Source organism: Amycolatopsis sp. cmx-8-4 (genome assembly GCF_046548675.1).
Classification (GTDB): domain Bacteria; phylum Actinomycetota; class Actinomycetes; order Mycobacteriales; family Pseudonocardiaceae; genus Amycolatopsis.
In genome coordinates this window covers 217,804-233,437 of sequence record NZ_JAEBDZ010000011.1, presented here as the reverse complement: position 1 = coordinate 233,437, position 15,634 = coordinate 217,804, and the positions used below count along the sequence as shown (strand labels likewise).

Here is a 15,634-nt window from a genome sequence, read left to right as displayed (position 1 = left end):
CCATGGCCGACACGCCGGTGGCACAGCCGGACCCGGCCGACCCGGCGTCGCGTGAGCTCGTCACGCACGGCCGCATCGACGTCGAAGGCCGGCTCGTCGACGCCTCCAACGTCACGCTGTTCTGCGCCATCGAGCTCGACGGCGTCACCGGCACCGTCGTGTACAAGCCGGTGTCGGGGGAGAAGCCGCTGTGGGACTTCCCCGACGGCACGCTCGCCGGCCGCGAGGTCGCCACCGCGATCATCGCCGAGGCCAGCGGCATCGGCGGGATCCCGCCGACCGTGCTGCGCGACGGCCCGTTCGGCCCCGGCATGGTCCAGCTGTGGATCGAGACCACCGAGGACGACCTGGTCGAGGTCCGCGCCCCCGAGGAGCTGCCCGACGGCTGGCGGGTCGTGCTGCACGCCCAGGACCGGTTCGGCGAGCCCGCGGTGCTGGCCCACGCCGACCACCCCGGCCTGCGCGATCTGGCCGTGCTCGACATCGTCGTCAACAACACCGACCGCAAGGGCGGGCACCTGCTGCCCGGCGTCGACGGCCGCGTCTACGGCGTCGACCACGGCATCTGCCTGCACACCGACCCCAAGCTGCGGACCGTGCTCTGGGGCTGGATCGGTGAGCCGGTGCCGCCGGACACCGTCGAGAAACTGCGGAAGCTGCGCTCGGAGATCGACGGCAAGCTCGGCGAACAGCTGGCCGGGCACATCACCAAGTTCGAGATCCGGGCCCTGGCCGAGCGCACCGACCTGCTGCTCGCGGAAGGCATCTTCCCCGAGCCCGGCGACGACTGGCGCGCGGTTCCCTGGCCCCTGTTCTGATGACGGCGGTCCTCGACGACGCCGCGCGCGCCCGGCTCGTGACCCGCTTCGGCGCGGACGTGGCCGGCCCGTGGTGCGACGCCCTCCCGGACCTGGTGGCCCGGCTGAGCGCCCGCTGGGGCCTGGCGGTCCGCGAGGCCCGGCCCGGCAACACCGGCCGCACGCTGCTGTGCACCGGCCCCGGTCGTGAGCTGCAGGTCCTGAAGCTGACGCCGGACCCCGGGATCGCCCGGCTCGAGGCCGCGGGGCTGCGCGCGTGGACCGGCTGCCCCCGGGCCGTGCAGCTCCTCGACACCGATCTGGACGCCGGCGCGATCCTGCTCGAAGGGCTGGTCCCCGGCACCGAACTGCGTGGCCGGGACGTCCCGTGGGCCGAGATTGGCGACCTGCTCACCCAACTGCACGGCGTCGCACCCCCGGCCGATCTCCCGTCGCTGACCGATCGGGTGACGTTCATGTACGACATCACCGACCGCACCGTCCCCGGGTCCGCGGCCGAGCCCCACCTGACCCGGGGACTGCTGGCCAGGGCCCGAAACCGGGCACTCGCCCTGGCCGCCGGCGGCGGGCCGGTCGCGGTCGTGCACGGCGACCTGCACCCCGGCAACGTCCTCGACGCCGGCCCCGGCCGCGGTGTGGTCGCCATCGACCCCAGGCCCAGCGTCGGGGACCCGGCCATGGACGCCGTCGACTGGGCTTTCCTGCCGATGGCGGCGGGCGGCACGATCGACGACGGCATCACTTTGCTCGCGCCGCACGTGCCGCACCTCGACGCCGAGCGCGTCCACGCCTGGTGCGTCGCGCTGGCTCCGCTGCTCGCGCACGGCCCGCTGCGCCGCGGCGAGCACACGCCGTTCACCGACGCCCTGCTGCAGATGGCGCGCTGACCGGCGTGGCGTCACCCACCGGGGTCACTCCGGCCACTACCTTCGCTGGTCGTGCGCTCTCACTCCTATGACGACGTGCTCGCCGGCCGGCGCCGCAAGAAGGTGCCGGAAGTCCCCGCCGAGCCCGGCCTGGTCGTCGAAGACCCGGCCAGCGGGTTCTGCGGTGCCGTGATCAAGATCGAGTACGGCAACGTCGTGCTCGAAGACGGCAAGGGCCGCCACCGCGTGTTCCCGCTCGAGCCCGCCGGGTTCCTGCTGGAAGGCAAGCCGGTGACGCTCGTGCCGGTCAAGACGGTGCAGGCGCCGGTCAAGCAGGTGTCGGCGTCCGGTTCGGTCAAGGTCCAGGGCCTGCAGGCGCGCGTCGCCCGCGACTCGCGGATCTGGGTCGAGGGCAAGCACGACGCCGAGCTGGTCGAACGCGTCTGGGGCCACGACCTGCGCATCGAAGGCGTCGTCGTGGAACCGCTCGACGGCGTCGACGTGCTCTCCGACCGGATCGCCGAGTTCGGCACCGGCCCCGGCCGGCGGCTCGGCGTGCTGGTCGACCACCTCGTGCCCGGCAGCAAGGAGTCCCGGCTCGTCGCGGGCGTCCGCGACGAGAACGTGCTGGTCACCGGCCATCCCTACATCGACGTCTGGGAGGCCGTGCGGCCCGAGGCGGTCGGGATCAGGGCGTGGCCGAAGATCCCGCGTGGCACCGAGTGGAAGCAGGGGATCTGTGACGCGCTCGGCTGGGGGCAACCTTTCGAAGGCTGGCAACGTGTCCTGAGCGGGGTGAGCAGTTTCCGCGACCTCGAGACCCCGCTCATCGGGGCCGTGGAGCGGCTCATCGATTTCGTCACGGAGCCGACGGAAGAGGGCTGAATGTCTGATTTGTCCAAGGTCACGCGTGGGTCACGCCCAGTTACCAATCCGGCCAAAAGCAGGCCCACCCCCACGGGCAGGTAACCGCTGCTACGCAGCTGTTCGGCCGTGACTGTGGCCGGATTGGTAATAATCGATACAGCACTACGCCGGTGCGAACCGGCACGATCTGAGAGCATGAAGCCATGGCATGGGCAGTGGTCTGGTTGATCGTCGGCATCGCCCTGATGATCGCGGAAGTCCTCTCCGGCGACTTCGTGCTGATCATGCTCGGCGTCGCCGCGTTGTTCGGAGCGGGCTCCGACGTGCTCACCGGGAACCTGCTGATCGACGCCGTCGTGTTCGCCGTGACCTCGGTCGGGATGCTCGTGCTGGTCCGGCCCGCGCTGAAACGCCGGTTCTTCGCCGGCACCGGCCACCGCACCGGCATCGACGCGCTCATCGGCGCCCGCGCCGTCGTGGTGTCCACAGTGGATTTCGAAGCGGGGCAGGTGAAACTCGCCGGGGACGTCTGGTCCGCGCGCAGCATTTCCGAACAGCACGAGCCGATCGCCCCCGGGACCGCGGTCACCGTGGTCGAGATCGCCGGGGCCACCGCCGTCGTGTCGGCCGAGCTGTGAGCCTCGGCCTGGTGCGCGTGCCCGAAGGGCGGGCCGCGGTGATCGAGCGCCTCGGGCGGTTCCGCACCGTGCTCGGCCCCGGCCGGCACTTCGTGACCCCGTTCGCCGACAGCGTCCGGGCCCGCGTCGACCTCGGCGACCAGATCCTGTCCTGTCCGCCGCGGGCCATCGAAGCGGGTGACGGGCACGAGGTCCTCGTCGCGTTCGAGGTCACCTTCGCCGTCACGGACCCGCGGCTGGCCACCTACGAAATCGGCAACCCGGCCATCGCGATCGAACAGCTGACCCTGACCGCGCTGCGGCAGGAGACCGGCCTGACGACCGCCGAGCGTGCCGTCACCGCACCGGAGGACCTGCACCGTACAGTGTGGACGGTCCTGTACGACACCACGGGACGCTGGGGGATCACCACCAAGGAGCTCGAGCTCACGGTGCGTCCGCCCGCGGCGCCCGGAACGCCGTCAACCGCGCAAGAATGGTACTAGGTAAGGAGAAGGTCTCTTGGGGACAGCAGCGCTCATAGCCGTCATCGCGGTGGTCCTGTTCGTGATCATCGTGGTGGCCAAGGCGATCATGGTCGTGCCGCAGGCGCAGTCGGCCGTGATCGAGCGGCTGGGCCGGTTCCGCACAGTGGCGTCACCGGGCCTCACCTTCCTGGTTCCGTTCCTGGACAAGGTACGGGCCCGGATCGACCTGCGCGAGCAGGTCGTCTCGTTCCCGCCGCAGCCCGTCATCACCGAGGACAACCTGACGGTGTCGATCGACACTGTCGTGTACTTCCAGGTCACCGACTCGCGTGCCGCGGTCTACGAGATCTCGAACTACATCGTCGGTGTCGAGCAGCTCACCACCACCACGCTCCGCAACGTGGTCGGCGGCATGAGCCTCGAGCAGACGCTGACCTCGCGCGACTCGATCAACACCCAGCTGCGCGGCGTGCTCGACGAGGCGACCGGCCGCTGGGGCATCCGCGTCGGCCGCGTCGAGCTCAAGGCGATCGACCCGCCGCCCTCCATCCAGGACTCGATGGAGAAGCAGATGCGCGCCGACCGTGAGAAGCGCGCCATGATCCTCACCGCGGAAGGCCAGCGGGAGTCCGCGATCAAGACCGCGGAAGGCCAGAAGCAGAGCCAGATCCTCTCCGCCGAAGGTGCCCGCCAGGCCACCATCCTCGCCGCCGAGGCCGAGCGGCAGTCGCGCATCCTGCGGGCGCAGGGTGAACGCGCCGCGCGCTACCTGCAGGCGCAGGGCCAGGCGAAGGCGATCGAGAAGGTGTTCGCCGCGATCAAGGCCGGCCGCCCGACGCCGGAGGTGCTGGCCTACCAGTACCTGCAGACGCTCCCGCAGATGGCGCAGGGCGACGCGAACAAGGTCTGGATGATCCCGAGCGACTACGGCAAGGCCCTCGAAGGCTTCGCCCGTGCGCTCGGCGCTCCGGGCGACGACGGCGTCTTCCGCTACGAGCCGGCGAAGGACGACGACGTCCCGGCCAAGCCCGAGCTCGAGGACGAAGAGGTCGCCGACTGGTTCGAGACGAAGAGCGACCCGAAGGTCGCCGAGGCCGTCGCGGCCGCCGAAGCCGTGGCGCGCCAGGAGGTCCCGGCCCTCGGGGTGCCGAGCAGCGCGCCGCCCGCGCGGCCGCAGATCCCGCGTCCGCAGCAGCAGGCTCCCGCGCCGGAGATCGAAGCCGACGAGGACCGCGGCACCGAGGTCACCCCCGCGCCCGCACCGCCGAAGCAGGCGTCGACGCCGCCGGCCGGCCTGCCCCAGCCACAGTCGCCCCTGCAGTCCCAGCAGCACTCCGGTCCGCCGCAGGGTGGCTCCTACCAGGGCCCGCCGCCGCAGACCCCGCCGCCGGGGCAGTACGGTGGCCAGCAGCAGAACCCGGGCAGCGGGCCGTTCCCGCAGCAGCCCCCGTTCGGTGGCCCGCGCCGCTGACGTTTGGTCCGTGAAGGCCTCCTTACCGGCTCTTATGGCCGGTAAGGAGGCCTTCACGGCGTTTCAAGCGCGGCGGTAGACGCTCGCGTCGTCGATGTCGGCGTGGGAGCGGTCCTTCAGCCAGATCACGCACACCACGGAGACGATCGCCGACAGCACGATGTAGCCCGAGATCGAGTACGGCGTCCCGGTCTGGTGCAGCAGCCACGTCGCCAGCAGCGGCGCCGGCCCGCCCGCGAACACCGACGCCAGCTGGTAGCCCAGGCCCGCGCCGCCGTACCGCAGGTGCGTCGGGAAGCTCTCGCCGATGAGCGCGGCCTGCGGGCCGTACTGCAGCGCGTGCGGGATGAACGACACGACGACGATCACGAACACCAGCGCGTGTCCGCCGCCGGTCAGGATCGCGAAGTAGGGGAACGCGATCAGCCCGGTGAGCACGACCCCGGTCAGGTAGACCTTCTTGCGGCCGTACCGGTCGGACAGCTGCGAGAACAGCGGGATCATCAGCAGCTCCAGCGCGGCGCCGACGAGCACCGCGTTGAGCACGAACGTCTTGCTGAAGTCGTGGCGCGCCACGACGTAGATCAGCACGTAGCTGGTGAACAGGTAGAACGGCATCTGCTCGCTGAAGCGCACCCCGGACGAGAGCAGGATCTCGCGCCAGTGCTGGCGGATCGCGTCGAGCACCGGGGTCTTCGCGGTCTCACCCTTTTCGATGAGCTTGGCGAACATCGGCGTCTCGAGGATCTTCAGCCGGATCACCAGGCCGATCGCGACCAGGATCAGGCTGGCCAGGAACGGCAGCCGCCAGCCCCAGGAGTCGAACGCCGCGGGGGTCAGCGTCGCCGAGAGCAGCGTCATGCCGCCGGTGCCGAGCACCAGCCCGACCGGCACGCCGATCTGGGCGAAACTGCCGAGCAGCCCGCGTTTCTTCTGGTCGCCCCACTCCATCGCGAGCAGCACCGAGCCGCTCCACTCGCCGCCGATCGCGATGCCCTGGACCAGCCGCAGCAGCACCAGGATCAGGGGTGCCGCGAACCCGATCGCCGCCGTCCCGGGCAGCAGCCCGACCACGCCGGAGGAGATGCCCATCAGCAGCAACGTGACGATCAGCGTCGTCTTGCGCCCGATCCGGTCACCCCAGTGCCCGAAGATCGCGGCCCCGACCGGGCGGGCCGCGAACCCGACCGCGTAGGTCGCGAAGGACTGCATCGCCCCGGCGTAGGCGCTCGACGCGGGGAAGAACAGGTGCGGGAAGACCAGGGCGGCCGCCGTGTTGTAGAGGAAGAAGTCGTACCACTCGATGGTCGTGCCGATCGAGCTCGCCAGCGCCGCACGCCGTACTTGCACCCGCCCTGACTTGCTGTCCGGCTCCACCTTGTGAGTGATTCCATTGTCTCCGAGGACCATCTATCAACACCTCCGGTGACCGACGTCACACAACAGTGTGACGGTCCCCGACGAATTCGGCGATCGATGACCGAGAAGTTGTTCAAGCCGTGAAGGACTCCCGGCGCGCGCGAAAACCCCGCGCGGGGTCGATGCCGCGCCGGTTACCTTCACCGCATGGCGCGCCGGGTCATGTACCTCCAGCTCAAGACGGGTTACGACACCGATCGCGGCCCGTCGTGGATCGCGTGGGTCCGGTTCTCCAAGACCTGGCAGACGGCCTACGTCCACGGCCGCACCCTGCGGCGCTGGTGGGGCCTGTCCTCCGCCAACTTCGTCGACGTCGACAGCGGCGAAGAGTTCTGGCTGTCCGGGCCGAAGCGCGATCGGACCGACGGTCGCTACGGCCGCGGCTCGCCGGCGGTCGACGCTGACGCGGCCGGTCCGTACGAGGCGTTCCTCGGTGGCGTGCCGCTGCCAGGCCGGGAGCGCGGCTGAAACTTGCCGAATCGGCAGGTTTGCAGATTCGGCAAGTTTCTGTACCGTGGAGTCATGGACCTCGACACCGGCGGCCTCCGTGAGCGCAAGAAGCAGGAGACGCGCGTCGCGCTGAGCTGGGCGGCTATTCGGCTCACCGTCGAACGAGGGCTGGACAACGTCCGGGTCGAGGACATCGCCGCCGAGGCCGGGGTGTCCACCCGGACCTTCAGCAACTACTTCGGCAGCAAGGGCGAGGCCATCGCGGCCCGCCAGTACGACCGGTCGCGGGCCATCGCGGCCGCGCTGCGCGAGCGGCCGGCCGGGGAGCCGCTCTGGGAGGCCGTCACCCACGCCGTGCTGACCGGGTTCGCGCTCGGCGAGCAGGGGCAGGGGCGCGCGCCGGACCAGGCGTGGATCGAGGGCGTCCGGCTGATGGTCGCCGAGCCCGCGCTGCAGGGCGAGATGCACAAGGCGGTGACCGCGGGGGAGGCCGAGTTCGCCCTCGCCGTCGCCGAACGCACCGGCACCGACGCCGGCACGGACGTCTACCCGCAGCTGGTGGCGGCCGTGGTCGGGGCCGCGCACCACGTCGTGATCCAGCAGTGGCTCGGCACCGACCCGCCGCCGTCGATGGAAGCCCTGCTGCGGGACGTGTTCGGCCGGCTCGCCGCCGGCCTGCCCGAACCGCGCTGACCTATCGCATCACTGGGGCGCCCGGCACCCGCCGGGCGAGTTCGTCATGCCCTTTTCTTTCCACTGCAAGGAGTTTCGCCATGGAAGACGTCGTCGTCGCCGGAGCCGGACCCAACGGCCTCATGCTCGCCTGCGAGCTGGCCCTGGCCGGAGTCCACCCGATCGTCCTCGAGGCGCTGCCCGAACCGAGCCCGACGCCCCGCGCGAACGGTCTCGTCGGCCAGGTCGTGCGCCTGCTCGACCGCCGCGGTCTGCACGAGCGGCTGGCCGGCCCGATCGGCCCGCCCGTGCCCGCCTTCGTGTTCGGCGCCCTGCGCCTGGACCTCACCCTCGCCGAGCCCAACCCGCTGAACATCCTCCCCGTCCCGCAGCGGCGGATCGAAGCCGCGCTCGGCGAGCGCGCGGCCGAACTCGGCGTCGAGATCCGCCGGGGCCACGCGCTGACCAGCCTGACCCAGGACGGCGAGCAGGTCACCGTCGAGGTCGCCGGCCCGGACGGGCCCTACGCGCTGACCGCGCGGTTCGTCGTCGGCGCGGACGGCGGCAAGAGCGTCACCCGCAAGCTCGCCGGGATCGGGTTCCCCGGCGTCACCGACGATCGCACGATCTCCTACAGCGCGAGCGCCACCGTGCCCGCCGACCTGATCGACGCCGCGACCGGCGGTCTGCGCGTGCCGGGCTACGGCGTGATCCCGCCGCTGTTCCACTACCGCACCGAACACGGGCTCTTCGTCTACGCGCCGCTCGCCGCGGGCACGGGCGTCACCGCCATCGAATGGGGCGACGACGCCGAGGACGACGAAGACCGCCCGGTGACCCTCGACGAGGTGCGCGCGAGCGTCCGCCGGGTCCTCGGCTTCGACCTGCCGATCGGCCCGCCCGAAGGCGACGGCCCGCACCTGCTGCGCCGGCTGAAGGGCCGCAACACCCGGCTCGCCGACCGGTTCCGCGCCGGTCGCGTGCTGCTGGTCGGCGACGCGGCGCACGTCCACTCCGCGATCGGCGGGCCCGGCCTCAACCTCGGCCTGCAGGACGCGGTCAACCTCGGCTGGAAGCTCGCCGCCGAGGTCGGCGGCCGGGCGCCGGCCGGGCTGCTCGACACCTACGAGGCCGAACGCCGCCCGGTCGCGGAACGGGTCGTCATGCACTCCCAGGCCCAGTCGGCGCTCATCGCGCCGGGCAGTGACGTCACGGCGCTGCGGGAGCTGTTCGGCGAGCTGCTGCGGCAGCCGAGCACCGTGCAGCACATCGCGGACCTGATGTCCGGCGCCGACATCCGCTACGAGCCGGGCACCGCCCACCCGCTCGACGGCCGCTGGGCCCCGGATCTGGTGTCGGCCAACGGAGTGCGGCTCGCCGAGCTGACCAGGACGGCCCGGCCGCTGCTGCTCGACCTGACCCCGGCGGCCTCACTCGGCGCCGAGGTGACCGGCTGGGCCGGCCGCGTCGACGTCGTCACCGGGAAGGCCGGCCACGAGGCGACCGCGATGCTGATCCGGCCCGACGGGTACGTCGCCTGGGCGACGAGCGCGACGGACCCCGACGACACCGATCGCAAGGCCCTGCGGGCGGCCCTGGAGCGGTGGTTCGGCAGCCCGGTTGACATGTAGGAGATCTCCTACGTATTGTCGGTCACATGCCGGTCAACGACGACGTCTTCGCCGCCCTGGCCAGCCCGGCGCGGCGGGAGGTGCTGCGGCTGCTGCTCGACGGCCCGATGGCCGCGGGCGCGATCGCCGAGCGGTTCGAGATGGCCCGGCCCAGCCTCTCGGAACACCTGCGGGTGCTTCGGGAGGCCGGCCTGGTCGACGAACAGCGCCACGGTCGCAACCGCGTCTACCGGCTGGAAGCGGCGCCGCTCGAAGAGGTCGCGGACTGGCTCACCCCGTACGAACGCTTCTGGCGCGGCAAACTCGCCAACCTGCGTGACCTGCTCGACCGGGAAGAGGACCGGTGACCGACGACGACCCGACCGCGATCCACGTCGACCGGTTCCTGGCCCACCCGGCCCGCAAGGTGTGGCGCGCGCTCACCGAACCGGACCTTCCTGCGAGGTGCTCGAAGTCGAGCCCGAGCGCAAGCTCGGCATCCGCTGGGGTCCGCAGTGGACGGTCACCTGGCGCCTCGAGCCCGAAGGCGCCGGCACCCGGCTCTTCCTCAGCCGCGAGGGGTTCGACCCCGACGACGAGTTCCAGCGGATGTCCCGGCGGATCATGGGCGGCGGCTGGCGCTCCCACGTGCCGCGGGCCCTGGCCCGGCTGCTGGACACGCTGACCGACGAGGCACAGCTACCATCGGGTGGTGACCCCCGCCGCCGCTGATCCCACCGACTCGAAGCCGCTGCGAGCCGACGCCCGGCGCAACCGGGCCCGCGTGCTGGAAGCCGCCGAGAGCGTCTTCGCCACCAAGGGCACCGGGGCGCCCACCGAAGAGGTCGCGCGCGCCGCGGGGGTCGGCATCGGCACCGTCTTCCGGCACTTCCCGACGAAGGAAGCCCTCCTCGAAGCGGTGCTCTACGCGCGGTTGCAGCGGTTCGTCGACGAGGCCGAAACCGTCGTCGCGGCGGAGTCCGGCGACCCGGGTGGCGCGTTCTTCGCGTTCCTGACCAGCTGGATCGAGATGTCGAGCGCCAAGAACGCCTACTTCGAGGCGCTCACCGCGGCCGGCGTCACCGTGCCGAAGACGGAGTCCGACATCGGCGCGCGGCTGATCGAGTCGCTCGGCGTGCTGCTCTCGCGGGCGCAGGGTGTCGGCGCGGTCCGCGACGACCTCGTCGTCGGCGAGCTGATCACGGTGATCATCGGCACCGCGCGGGCCGCCGAGTACGCCGGCCCGGACGCGCGCCTGCGCGACCGGGCCGTGGCGATCCTCTTCGACGGCCTCCGCCCCCGCGCGTCAGTGGGGGAGCGCGGCTGAGCCGATCGGCTCGAGCGTGGGCCGCTTCGCGGTCATCGTGTCCCCGGACGACTCGCCGCGCAGCCGGCGCCGCACCCACGGCACGGCGTGCTCCTGGGCCCACCGGAGGTTCCGGCTGCGGCGCTCGGCGGGGCTGAGCACCTCGCGCGGGCCCAGCGTGGCCGCGGTGAGCGGGTGCGTCACGCCGAGGGCGTCCAGCACCGCGATGGCGACCTCGGTGTGGCCGAAAGCGTTGAGGTGCAAGCGGTCCGGCGCCCAGCGCCGCCGGTCGCGCAGCTGCCGCATGCCCCACATGTCGACCAGCAGCGCGTCGTGGCGGGCCGCGATACCGCGGACGTGCTCGTTGTAGATCGCGACCCGGCCGCGGATCGTCCGGAACAGCGGGTCCTCGACGCCGTCGACCCCGGTGAACAGCACCAGCCGGGCCCCGGTCGCGCGAATCCGGGCGACGGCGGTCTCGTAGGCGTCCATCAGCGCGTCGATGTCGACCTTGGGCCGCATCAGGTCGTTGCCGCCCGCGTAGAGCGTCACGAGGTCGGGCGCCATGGCCAGGGCCGGCTCGAGCTGCTCGGCGAGCACCTGCCCCATCAGCTTGCCGCGGATGGCGAGGTTGGCGTACCGGAAGCCCGGCTCGTGGGCCGCGAGCTCCTCGGCGGTGCGGTCGGCCCAGCCGCGCACGCCGTTGGGAGCGGCCGGATCGTCGTCCCCGACGCCTTCGGTGAACGAGTCCCCCAGTGCTACTAAGCGCTTGCTCATGAGATTCAGTCTAGGCAGCGACGCCGATCACCCGGAGACCCGGTTCCGCCCTTCGCGGAATACCTGGCTCCGCTCCCGCATGGACCGGTCGCTCGGCCGGATCCCGCTCGGCGTCGACATCTCCGAAGGCATGCTGCGCTACGCGGCGGACCGGCTGCCGGTGGCGCCTGCACGCTCCCGATCGCGCGCGGTGACGCCGCCGTTCGCCGACGGGTCGCTGCCCGCCGTCGTCGCCGTGACGGTGCACCGACATGCCCACCTACCCGGCCGTACTGCGCGAGGTCGCCCGCGTCCTGGCGCCCGGCCCGGCTACCGGGACGCCGGCTGGACGACGGCGTCGTGGACCGACCAGGGCCTGCGCGACAAGGTCGGCGCCACTCACCTGCCGCTACCCGGACTGCTGCACGCGGTGCTCGACGCGGGCCTGACGTTCGAGCGGTTCGCCGAGGCCAGCCCAATGGTTCTCGCCTGGCGGGCGGGGAACTAGGCCGTGAGCTGCCGGGCGCGGTGGTCGGCGACGTGGACGCGGGTCGCGCAGCGGGTCGAGCAGAAGCGGCGACGGCCGTTGCGCGAGGTGTCGACGTACGCCGTGTCGCAGCCTTCGCGGCCGCAGATGCCCAGCCGGTCCGGCGCTTCGCACACCAGGTGGGCGAGGCCGCCGGAGGTGTAGGCGCGGACGCGACCGACCGGGCCGGCGTCCTCCTCGGAGTAGTGCAGGTGGGGCGGTTTGCCGTCGTGGCTGGTGATGTACGGCCGGCATGCCGACTCCGCGAGCAGCGCGTTGACGAGGTCGACGCGCTCGGCAGGCGTCGCGGCGAACACCGGCCGCAGCCGGGCGGCCCAGGCGCCGATGCGTGCGGCCTCGTCGCCGGTCAGGGCGGCGATGGACATGCCGTTGCCGACCATCGCGTCGAACAGCTCGCTCGCCGAACCCGCGTTGACCAGGTCGGCGGCGACCTGTGCGGCCGGTCCGCCGTAAGGGTTGAAGTGCACTGAGTCATTACAGCACGATCGGGGGTATGGACACCAATCGCTGCCCCCGCTGCGGCTGGCCGCTCGCCGAACTGCCCGCGGCCCAGCCCGTTTCCCACCGGCTCGAGTACGTGCGCTGCGTCTGCGGCAGCTGGCTCGCGCGCCTCGACGGCGAAGTCGTCGGCGCGACGAGAGGGCAGCTGACCCGGTGAGTCAGAGGTCGAGCACGCCCGCCGCGTTGTCGTCCCACTGGTCGACCCGGCGGATGTACTCGTACAGCGCGCGGCTGCCGCGCACCCACCGGCCCTGGTCGGCGATCGCGAGGTCGTCGGCCCCGGCCCGGCGGGCCTCCGTGGCGAACCCGGACCGCAGGGAGTGCCCGGTCACCGGGTACGGCAGCCCGGCGCGGACGCCGGCCCGGGTGAGGATCTGGTTGACGCCGGTGGTGCTCAGCGCCGGCACGCCGACGTTGCCGTGCCGGTCGACCCGGCGGAACGCGGGCCCCTCGCCGATCCCGGCGCCCGAGCGCCACGCGTGCCACGCCCGGACCGGATCGGTGTCCGGGTTCTCCCGCCGCGGCACGACCATGTCACCGGTGCTCTTGCCGTGCCGCACGGTGATCGCCAGGCCCCGGTCGTCGACCGGCTCGACGTCGGTGACCAGCAGGTTCGCCAGATCCGAGCACCGCGCGGCGATCGGGAACCCGATCAGCAGCATCGCCCGGTCGCGCGCGCCGGCGAGGGTGTCCGGGCAGGCCCGCGACATCGCCCGCAGATCGGGGAGGGTGACCATGGTCGCCTTGCCGCGACCGAGTTTGACGCCTTCGCGCGCGAGCCGCTGCCGGTAGCCCTTCAACGCGCGCCAGGCCGCGCGGCTCGCCTCGGTGTCGATGACGACCTTGTGGTGCCGCAGCCCGGCGAGCGCGCCGGTGAGCCGCCGTTCGATCGTCGACGGCGCCGCCGGGGCGGCCCGCTCCGGCACCTCGGGCACGACACGTTCATCCGGGCGCAGCGTCCGCCCGCGTTCGAGCCACACGACGAACCCGGTCAGCGCGCCGATCGACGCCGACAGCGGCGGGATCCCGGTCTCGGCGGTGTAGTCCTGCCACACCTGCCAGTCCTGCGCGTAGGCCTTGAGCGTGTTGGGCGGCCGTTGCCCGTCGACGTGCCGCGTGGCGGCCTCGTCCAGCAGCGCGAGCCGGTCTTCCGGGCTCGCGGCGGCCAGGGCCGCGTCGGTCACCGGTTCCAGGTCGCCAGGCACCCGCCGAGGTTACGGTATGTCGATCTCCACGGACCGCAGCCCGCGCGGATCGTCGTGCCATGATCCTGCCGTGCCGCACTACCTGCTCAGCATCTACCAGCCCGACGGCCCGACCCCGCCGCCGGACGTGCTCGCCGAGGTCACCGGGAAGCTCGACGCGCTCAACGCCGACCTCAAGACCGCCGGGGCCTGGGTGTTCGCCGGGGGACTGCACCCGCCGTCGAGCGCCACCGTGGTGCGGGCCGGGGACCCGCTCCGCACCGACGGGCCCTTCGCCGAAGGCCGCGAACACCTCGGCGGGTTCACCATCATCACCGCGCCCGACCTCGACGCCGCCCTGGCGTGGGGCCGCCGGCTCGCCGACGCCGTCGCGCCGCTGCCCGTCGAGGTGCGGCCCTTCGCCGACGGCACATGAGCGTCGAACGCGTCTTCGCCGCCGAGTACGGGCGAGCGGTGTCCGTGCTGGTGCGGGTCTTCGGGAACATCGACATCGCCGAGGAAGCCGTCCAGGACGCGTTCGCCGAGGCCGTCCGGCGGTGGCCGGAGACCGGCCAGCCGCCCAGCCCGGCCGGGTGGATCATCACTACCGCCCGGAACCGGGCTGTCGACCGGCTGCGCCGTGAGTCCGCGCGCGAGGACAAGCACGCCCAGGCCGCGCTGCTGCACGCCGAGACTGAGCTTGTCGAGGAGGGCGCCGTGCCCGACGACCGGCTCCGGCTGATCTTCACCTGCTGCCACCCCGCGCTGGCCCCCGCCGCCCAGGTCGCGCTCACCCTGCGGCTGCTCGGCGGCCTGACCACCGCCGAGATCGCGAGCGCGTTCCTGGTCGGCGAGGCCACGATGGCCCAGCGCATCGTCCGCGCGAAGAACAAGATCCGCGACGCCGGCATCCCGTACCGCGTCCCCCAGGACGCCGACCTGCCCGACCGGCTGGCGGCGGTGCTCGCCGTGCTGTACCTGATCTTCACCGAGGGGTACACCGCCAGCGCCGGCGACGACCTGGTCCGCGAAGACCTGTGCCGTGAGGCGATCCGCCTCACCCGGGTCCTCGCCGGCCTGATGCCGGACGAACCCGAGGTCTGGGGCCTGCTCGCGCTGATGCTGCTCGTCGACTCCCGGCGCACCGCCCGCACCACCGCCGACGGCGCCCTCGTCCTCCTGGCCGACCAGGACCGCGCGCGGTGGGACGCCGGCCTGATCGCCGAGGGCCAGGAGATCGTCCGCCGCTGCCTGCGGCGGAACCAGCCGGGCCCATACCAGATCCAGGCGGCGATCAACGCCGTCCACAGCGACGCCCCCACCGACTGGGCGCAGGTCAAGCAGCTCTACGACCAGCTCCTCGCGCTCACCCCGACCCCGGTGGTGGCGCTGAACCGCGCGATCGCCGTCGCCGAGGTCGAGGGGCCCGCCGCCGCGCTCGTCCTGGTCGACGACCTCGACCTCGGCGGATTCCCGCTCTACCACGCGATCCGCGCGGACCTGCTGGAGCGCCTCGGGCGTCGGCAGGACGCGGTCACGGCGTACACGACGGCGATCGAGCTGACCGGCAACGCCGCGGAAAGAGCGTTGCTGGAACGAAAACGCGCCGCGTGCGGCTAGCGCGTCACCAGCTCCAGCCGCGTTCGGCCGGATCTTCTCCTGAGCCTCGGCGTCGGTCCGGCCGCCTCAGTGCGCTCGGCGAGCAAGTCGACGTTCTTGCGGACCTTCGAGTAGTCGTCCGGCAGCGGGGTGAACGCGAAGTCGCAGGTGCCCGCGATCAGCTCCTGCCCGGCGGCCGAGACGCCGGCGTTGAACAGGCACGGCCACGGCTGCTGCTCGATGTGCGGGCCGATCAGGCTGCCGCGCAGGTCGTGGTACTCGCCGTGGAACTCGACGGGCGCGTCGATCGGTGTCGAGATGTGCGGCTGCGCGTGCCCGATGCGCGCCGTTCTCGCCGTGGGTGACGTAGCCGTCGGCGAAGAAGACGTAGTCCACACCGATGTCCTCGACCCGGCGGCCCAGGTCCATCTGCGTGGCGGGGTCTGAACAGGGATCCATGCCC

General features: G+C 72.3%; 21 protein-coding genes. 16 read left to right on the top strand and 5 right to left on the bottom strand.

Annotated elements, in window-relative coordinates; all coding sequences use genetic code 11:
• Positions 1-2: 2 nt before the first annotated feature.
• The 6 genes from ACLJQZ_RS24715 to ACLJQZ_RS24690 all read left to right on the top strand — a co-directional run bounded on the left by ACLJQZ_RS24715 (position 3) and on the right by ACLJQZ_RS24690 (position 5,127).
• Positions 3-818: an SCO1664 family protein gene (locus tag ACLJQZ_RS24715; RefSeq protein WP_410622238.1), complete on the top strand. Its 816-nt coding sequence runs from the start codon at positions 3-5 to the stop codon at positions 816-818.
• A complete protein-coding gene (locus tag ACLJQZ_RS24710; RefSeq protein WP_410622237.1) occupies positions 818-1,705 on the top strand; it encodes an aminoglycoside phosphotransferase family protein in 888 nt (295 codons plus the stop codon). Before ACLJQZ_RS24715 ends, ACLJQZ_RS24710 begins: the two co-directional genes overlap by 1 nt.
• A gap of 51 nt (positions 1,706-1,756) precedes the next feature.
• Positions 1,757-2,569: a DUF3097 domain-containing protein gene (locus ACLJQZ_RS24705; protein WP_410622236.1), complete on the top strand. Its 813-nt coding sequence runs from the start codon at positions 1,757-1,759 to the stop codon at positions 2,567-2,569.
• A 185-nt stretch (positions 2,570-2,754) separates the two neighbouring features.
• Positions 2,755-3,189 carry an NfeD family protein gene (locus ACLJQZ_RS24700; RefSeq protein WP_247051749.1) on the top strand — a complete coding sequence of 145 codons (435 nt, stop codon included), beginning with the start codon at positions 2,755-2,757 and terminating at the stop codon, positions 3,187-3,189.
• An 11-nt stretch (positions 3,190-3,200) separates the two neighbouring features.
• A complete protein-coding gene (locus ACLJQZ_RS24695) occupies positions 3,201-3,674 on the top strand; it encodes an SPFH domain-containing protein (protein ID WP_410622235.1) in 474 nt (157 codons plus the stop codon).
• Between the two features lie 88 nt (positions 3,675-3,762).
• On the top strand, positions 3,763-5,127 hold the full coding sequence (locus ACLJQZ_RS24690) for an SPFH domain-containing protein (protein WP_410622290.1): 1,365 nt from the start codon (positions 3,763-3,765) through the stop codon (positions 5,125-5,127).
• A 63-nt stretch (positions 5,128-5,190) separates the two neighbouring features.
• Here ACLJQZ_RS24690 and ACLJQZ_RS24685 read toward each other — a convergent pair whose 3' ends face one another.
• Entirely contained in the window at positions 5,191-6,537 is a 1,347-nt protein-coding gene (locus tag ACLJQZ_RS24685; RefSeq protein ID WP_410622234.1) for an MFS transporter, read from the bottom strand.
• Positions 6,538-6,693: 156 nt separating this feature from the next.
• On the opposite strand from ACLJQZ_RS24685, the gene ACLJQZ_RS24680 reads away from it, so the two are divergent.
• From ACLJQZ_RS24680 to ACLJQZ_RS24655, 6 genes are all read left to right on the top strand, one after another.
• Positions 6,694-7,014: a hypothetical protein gene (locus ACLJQZ_RS24680; RefSeq protein WP_410622233.1), complete on the top strand. Its 321-nt coding sequence runs from the start codon at positions 6,694-6,696 to the stop codon at positions 7,012-7,014.
• Between the two features lie 54 nt (positions 7,015-7,068).
• A complete protein-coding gene (locus ACLJQZ_RS24675; RefSeq protein WP_410622232.1) occupies positions 7,069-7,689 on the top strand; it encodes a TetR family transcriptional regulator in 621 nt (206 codons plus the stop codon).
• Positions 7,690-7,769: 80 nt separating this feature from the next.
• Positions 7,770-9,299, top strand: a complete 1,530-nt coding sequence (locus ACLJQZ_RS24670) for an FAD-dependent monooxygenase (protein WP_410622231.1) — start codon at positions 7,770-7,772, stop codon at positions 9,297-9,299.
• A gap of 26 nt (positions 9,300-9,325) precedes the next feature.
• Positions 9,326-9,646, top strand: coding sequence for a metalloregulator ArsR/SmtB family transcription factor (locus ACLJQZ_RS24665; RefSeq protein WP_410622230.1), 321 nt, complete (start codon positions 9,326-9,328; stop codon positions 9,644-9,646).
• Positions 9,647-9,743: 97 nt separating this feature from the next.
• Complete coding sequence (locus ACLJQZ_RS24660; protein WP_410622229.1) at positions 9,744-10,010, top strand: SRPBCC family protein; 267 nt, start codon at positions 9,744-9,746, stop codon at positions 10,008-10,010.
• Entirely contained in the window at positions 9,991-10,605 is a 615-nt protein-coding gene (locus tag ACLJQZ_RS24655) for a TetR/AcrR family transcriptional regulator (RefSeq protein ID WP_410622228.1), read from the top strand. The genes ACLJQZ_RS24660 and ACLJQZ_RS24655 overlap by 20 nt, the downstream gene beginning before the upstream one ends.
• Here the strand turns inward: ACLJQZ_RS24655 and ACLJQZ_RS24650 are convergent.
• Entirely contained in the window at positions 10,585-11,361 is a 777-nt protein-coding gene (locus tag ACLJQZ_RS24650; protein ID WP_410622227.1) for an SGNH/GDSL hydrolase family protein, read from the bottom strand. The genes ACLJQZ_RS24655 and ACLJQZ_RS24650 overlap by 21 nt on opposite strands.
• Here ACLJQZ_RS24650 and ACLJQZ_RS24645 point away from each other — a divergent pair.
• The gene (locus ACLJQZ_RS24645) at positions 11,360-11,848 is read left to right on the top strand and encodes a hypothetical protein (protein WP_410622226.1); all 489 of its coding nucleotides are present in this window, start codon (positions 11,360-11,362) and stop codon (positions 11,846-11,848) included. The genes ACLJQZ_RS24650 and ACLJQZ_RS24645 overlap by 2 nt on opposite strands.
• Here the strand turns inward: ACLJQZ_RS24645 and ACLJQZ_RS24640 are convergent.
• Complete coding sequence (locus ACLJQZ_RS24640; protein WP_410622225.1) at positions 11,845-12,354, bottom strand: CGNR zinc finger domain-containing protein; 510 nt, start codon at positions 12,352-12,354, stop codon at positions 11,845-11,847. The two genes, ACLJQZ_RS24645 and ACLJQZ_RS24640, sit on opposite strands and share 4 nt — an antisense overlap.
• A gap of 26 nt (positions 12,355-12,380) precedes the next feature.
• On the opposite strand from ACLJQZ_RS24640, the gene ACLJQZ_RS24635 reads away from it, so the two are divergent.
• Positions 12,381-12,545: a hypothetical protein gene (locus ACLJQZ_RS24635; RefSeq protein WP_410622224.1), complete on the top strand. Its 165-nt coding sequence runs from the start codon at positions 12,381-12,383 to the stop codon at positions 12,543-12,545.
• Position 12,546: 1 nt separating this feature from the next.
• On the opposite strand, the gene ACLJQZ_RS24630 is transcribed toward ACLJQZ_RS24635, so the two are convergent.
• On the bottom strand, positions 12,547-13,593 hold the full coding sequence (locus ACLJQZ_RS24630) for a site-specific integrase (RefSeq protein WP_410622223.1): 1,047 nt from the start codon (positions 13,591-13,593) through the stop codon (positions 12,547-12,549).
• Between the two features lie 70 nt (positions 13,594-13,663).
• Here ACLJQZ_RS24630 and ACLJQZ_RS24625 point away from each other — a divergent pair, with 70 nt between their 5' ends.
• Together ACLJQZ_RS24625 and ACLJQZ_RS24620 are read left to right on the top strand one after the other, a co-directional pair.
• Entirely contained in the window at positions 13,664-14,008 is a 345-nt protein-coding gene (locus ACLJQZ_RS24625; protein WP_410622289.1) for a YciI family protein, read from the top strand.
• Complete coding sequence (locus tag ACLJQZ_RS24620; RefSeq protein WP_410622222.1) at positions 14,005-15,192, top strand: RNA polymerase sigma factor; 1,188 nt, start codon at positions 14,005-14,007, stop codon at positions 15,190-15,192. The genes ACLJQZ_RS24625 and ACLJQZ_RS24620 overlap by 4 nt, the downstream gene beginning before the upstream one ends.
• Here the strand turns inward: ACLJQZ_RS24620 and ACLJQZ_RS24615 are convergent.
• Positions 15,189-15,569 carry a hypothetical protein gene (locus ACLJQZ_RS24615; RefSeq protein WP_410622221.1) on the bottom strand — a complete coding sequence of 127 codons (381 nt, stop codon included), beginning with the start codon at positions 15,567-15,569 and terminating at the stop codon, positions 15,189-15,191. The two genes, ACLJQZ_RS24620 and ACLJQZ_RS24615, sit on opposite strands and share 4 nt — an antisense overlap.
• Between the last annotated feature and the right edge of the window lie 65 nt (positions 15,570-15,634).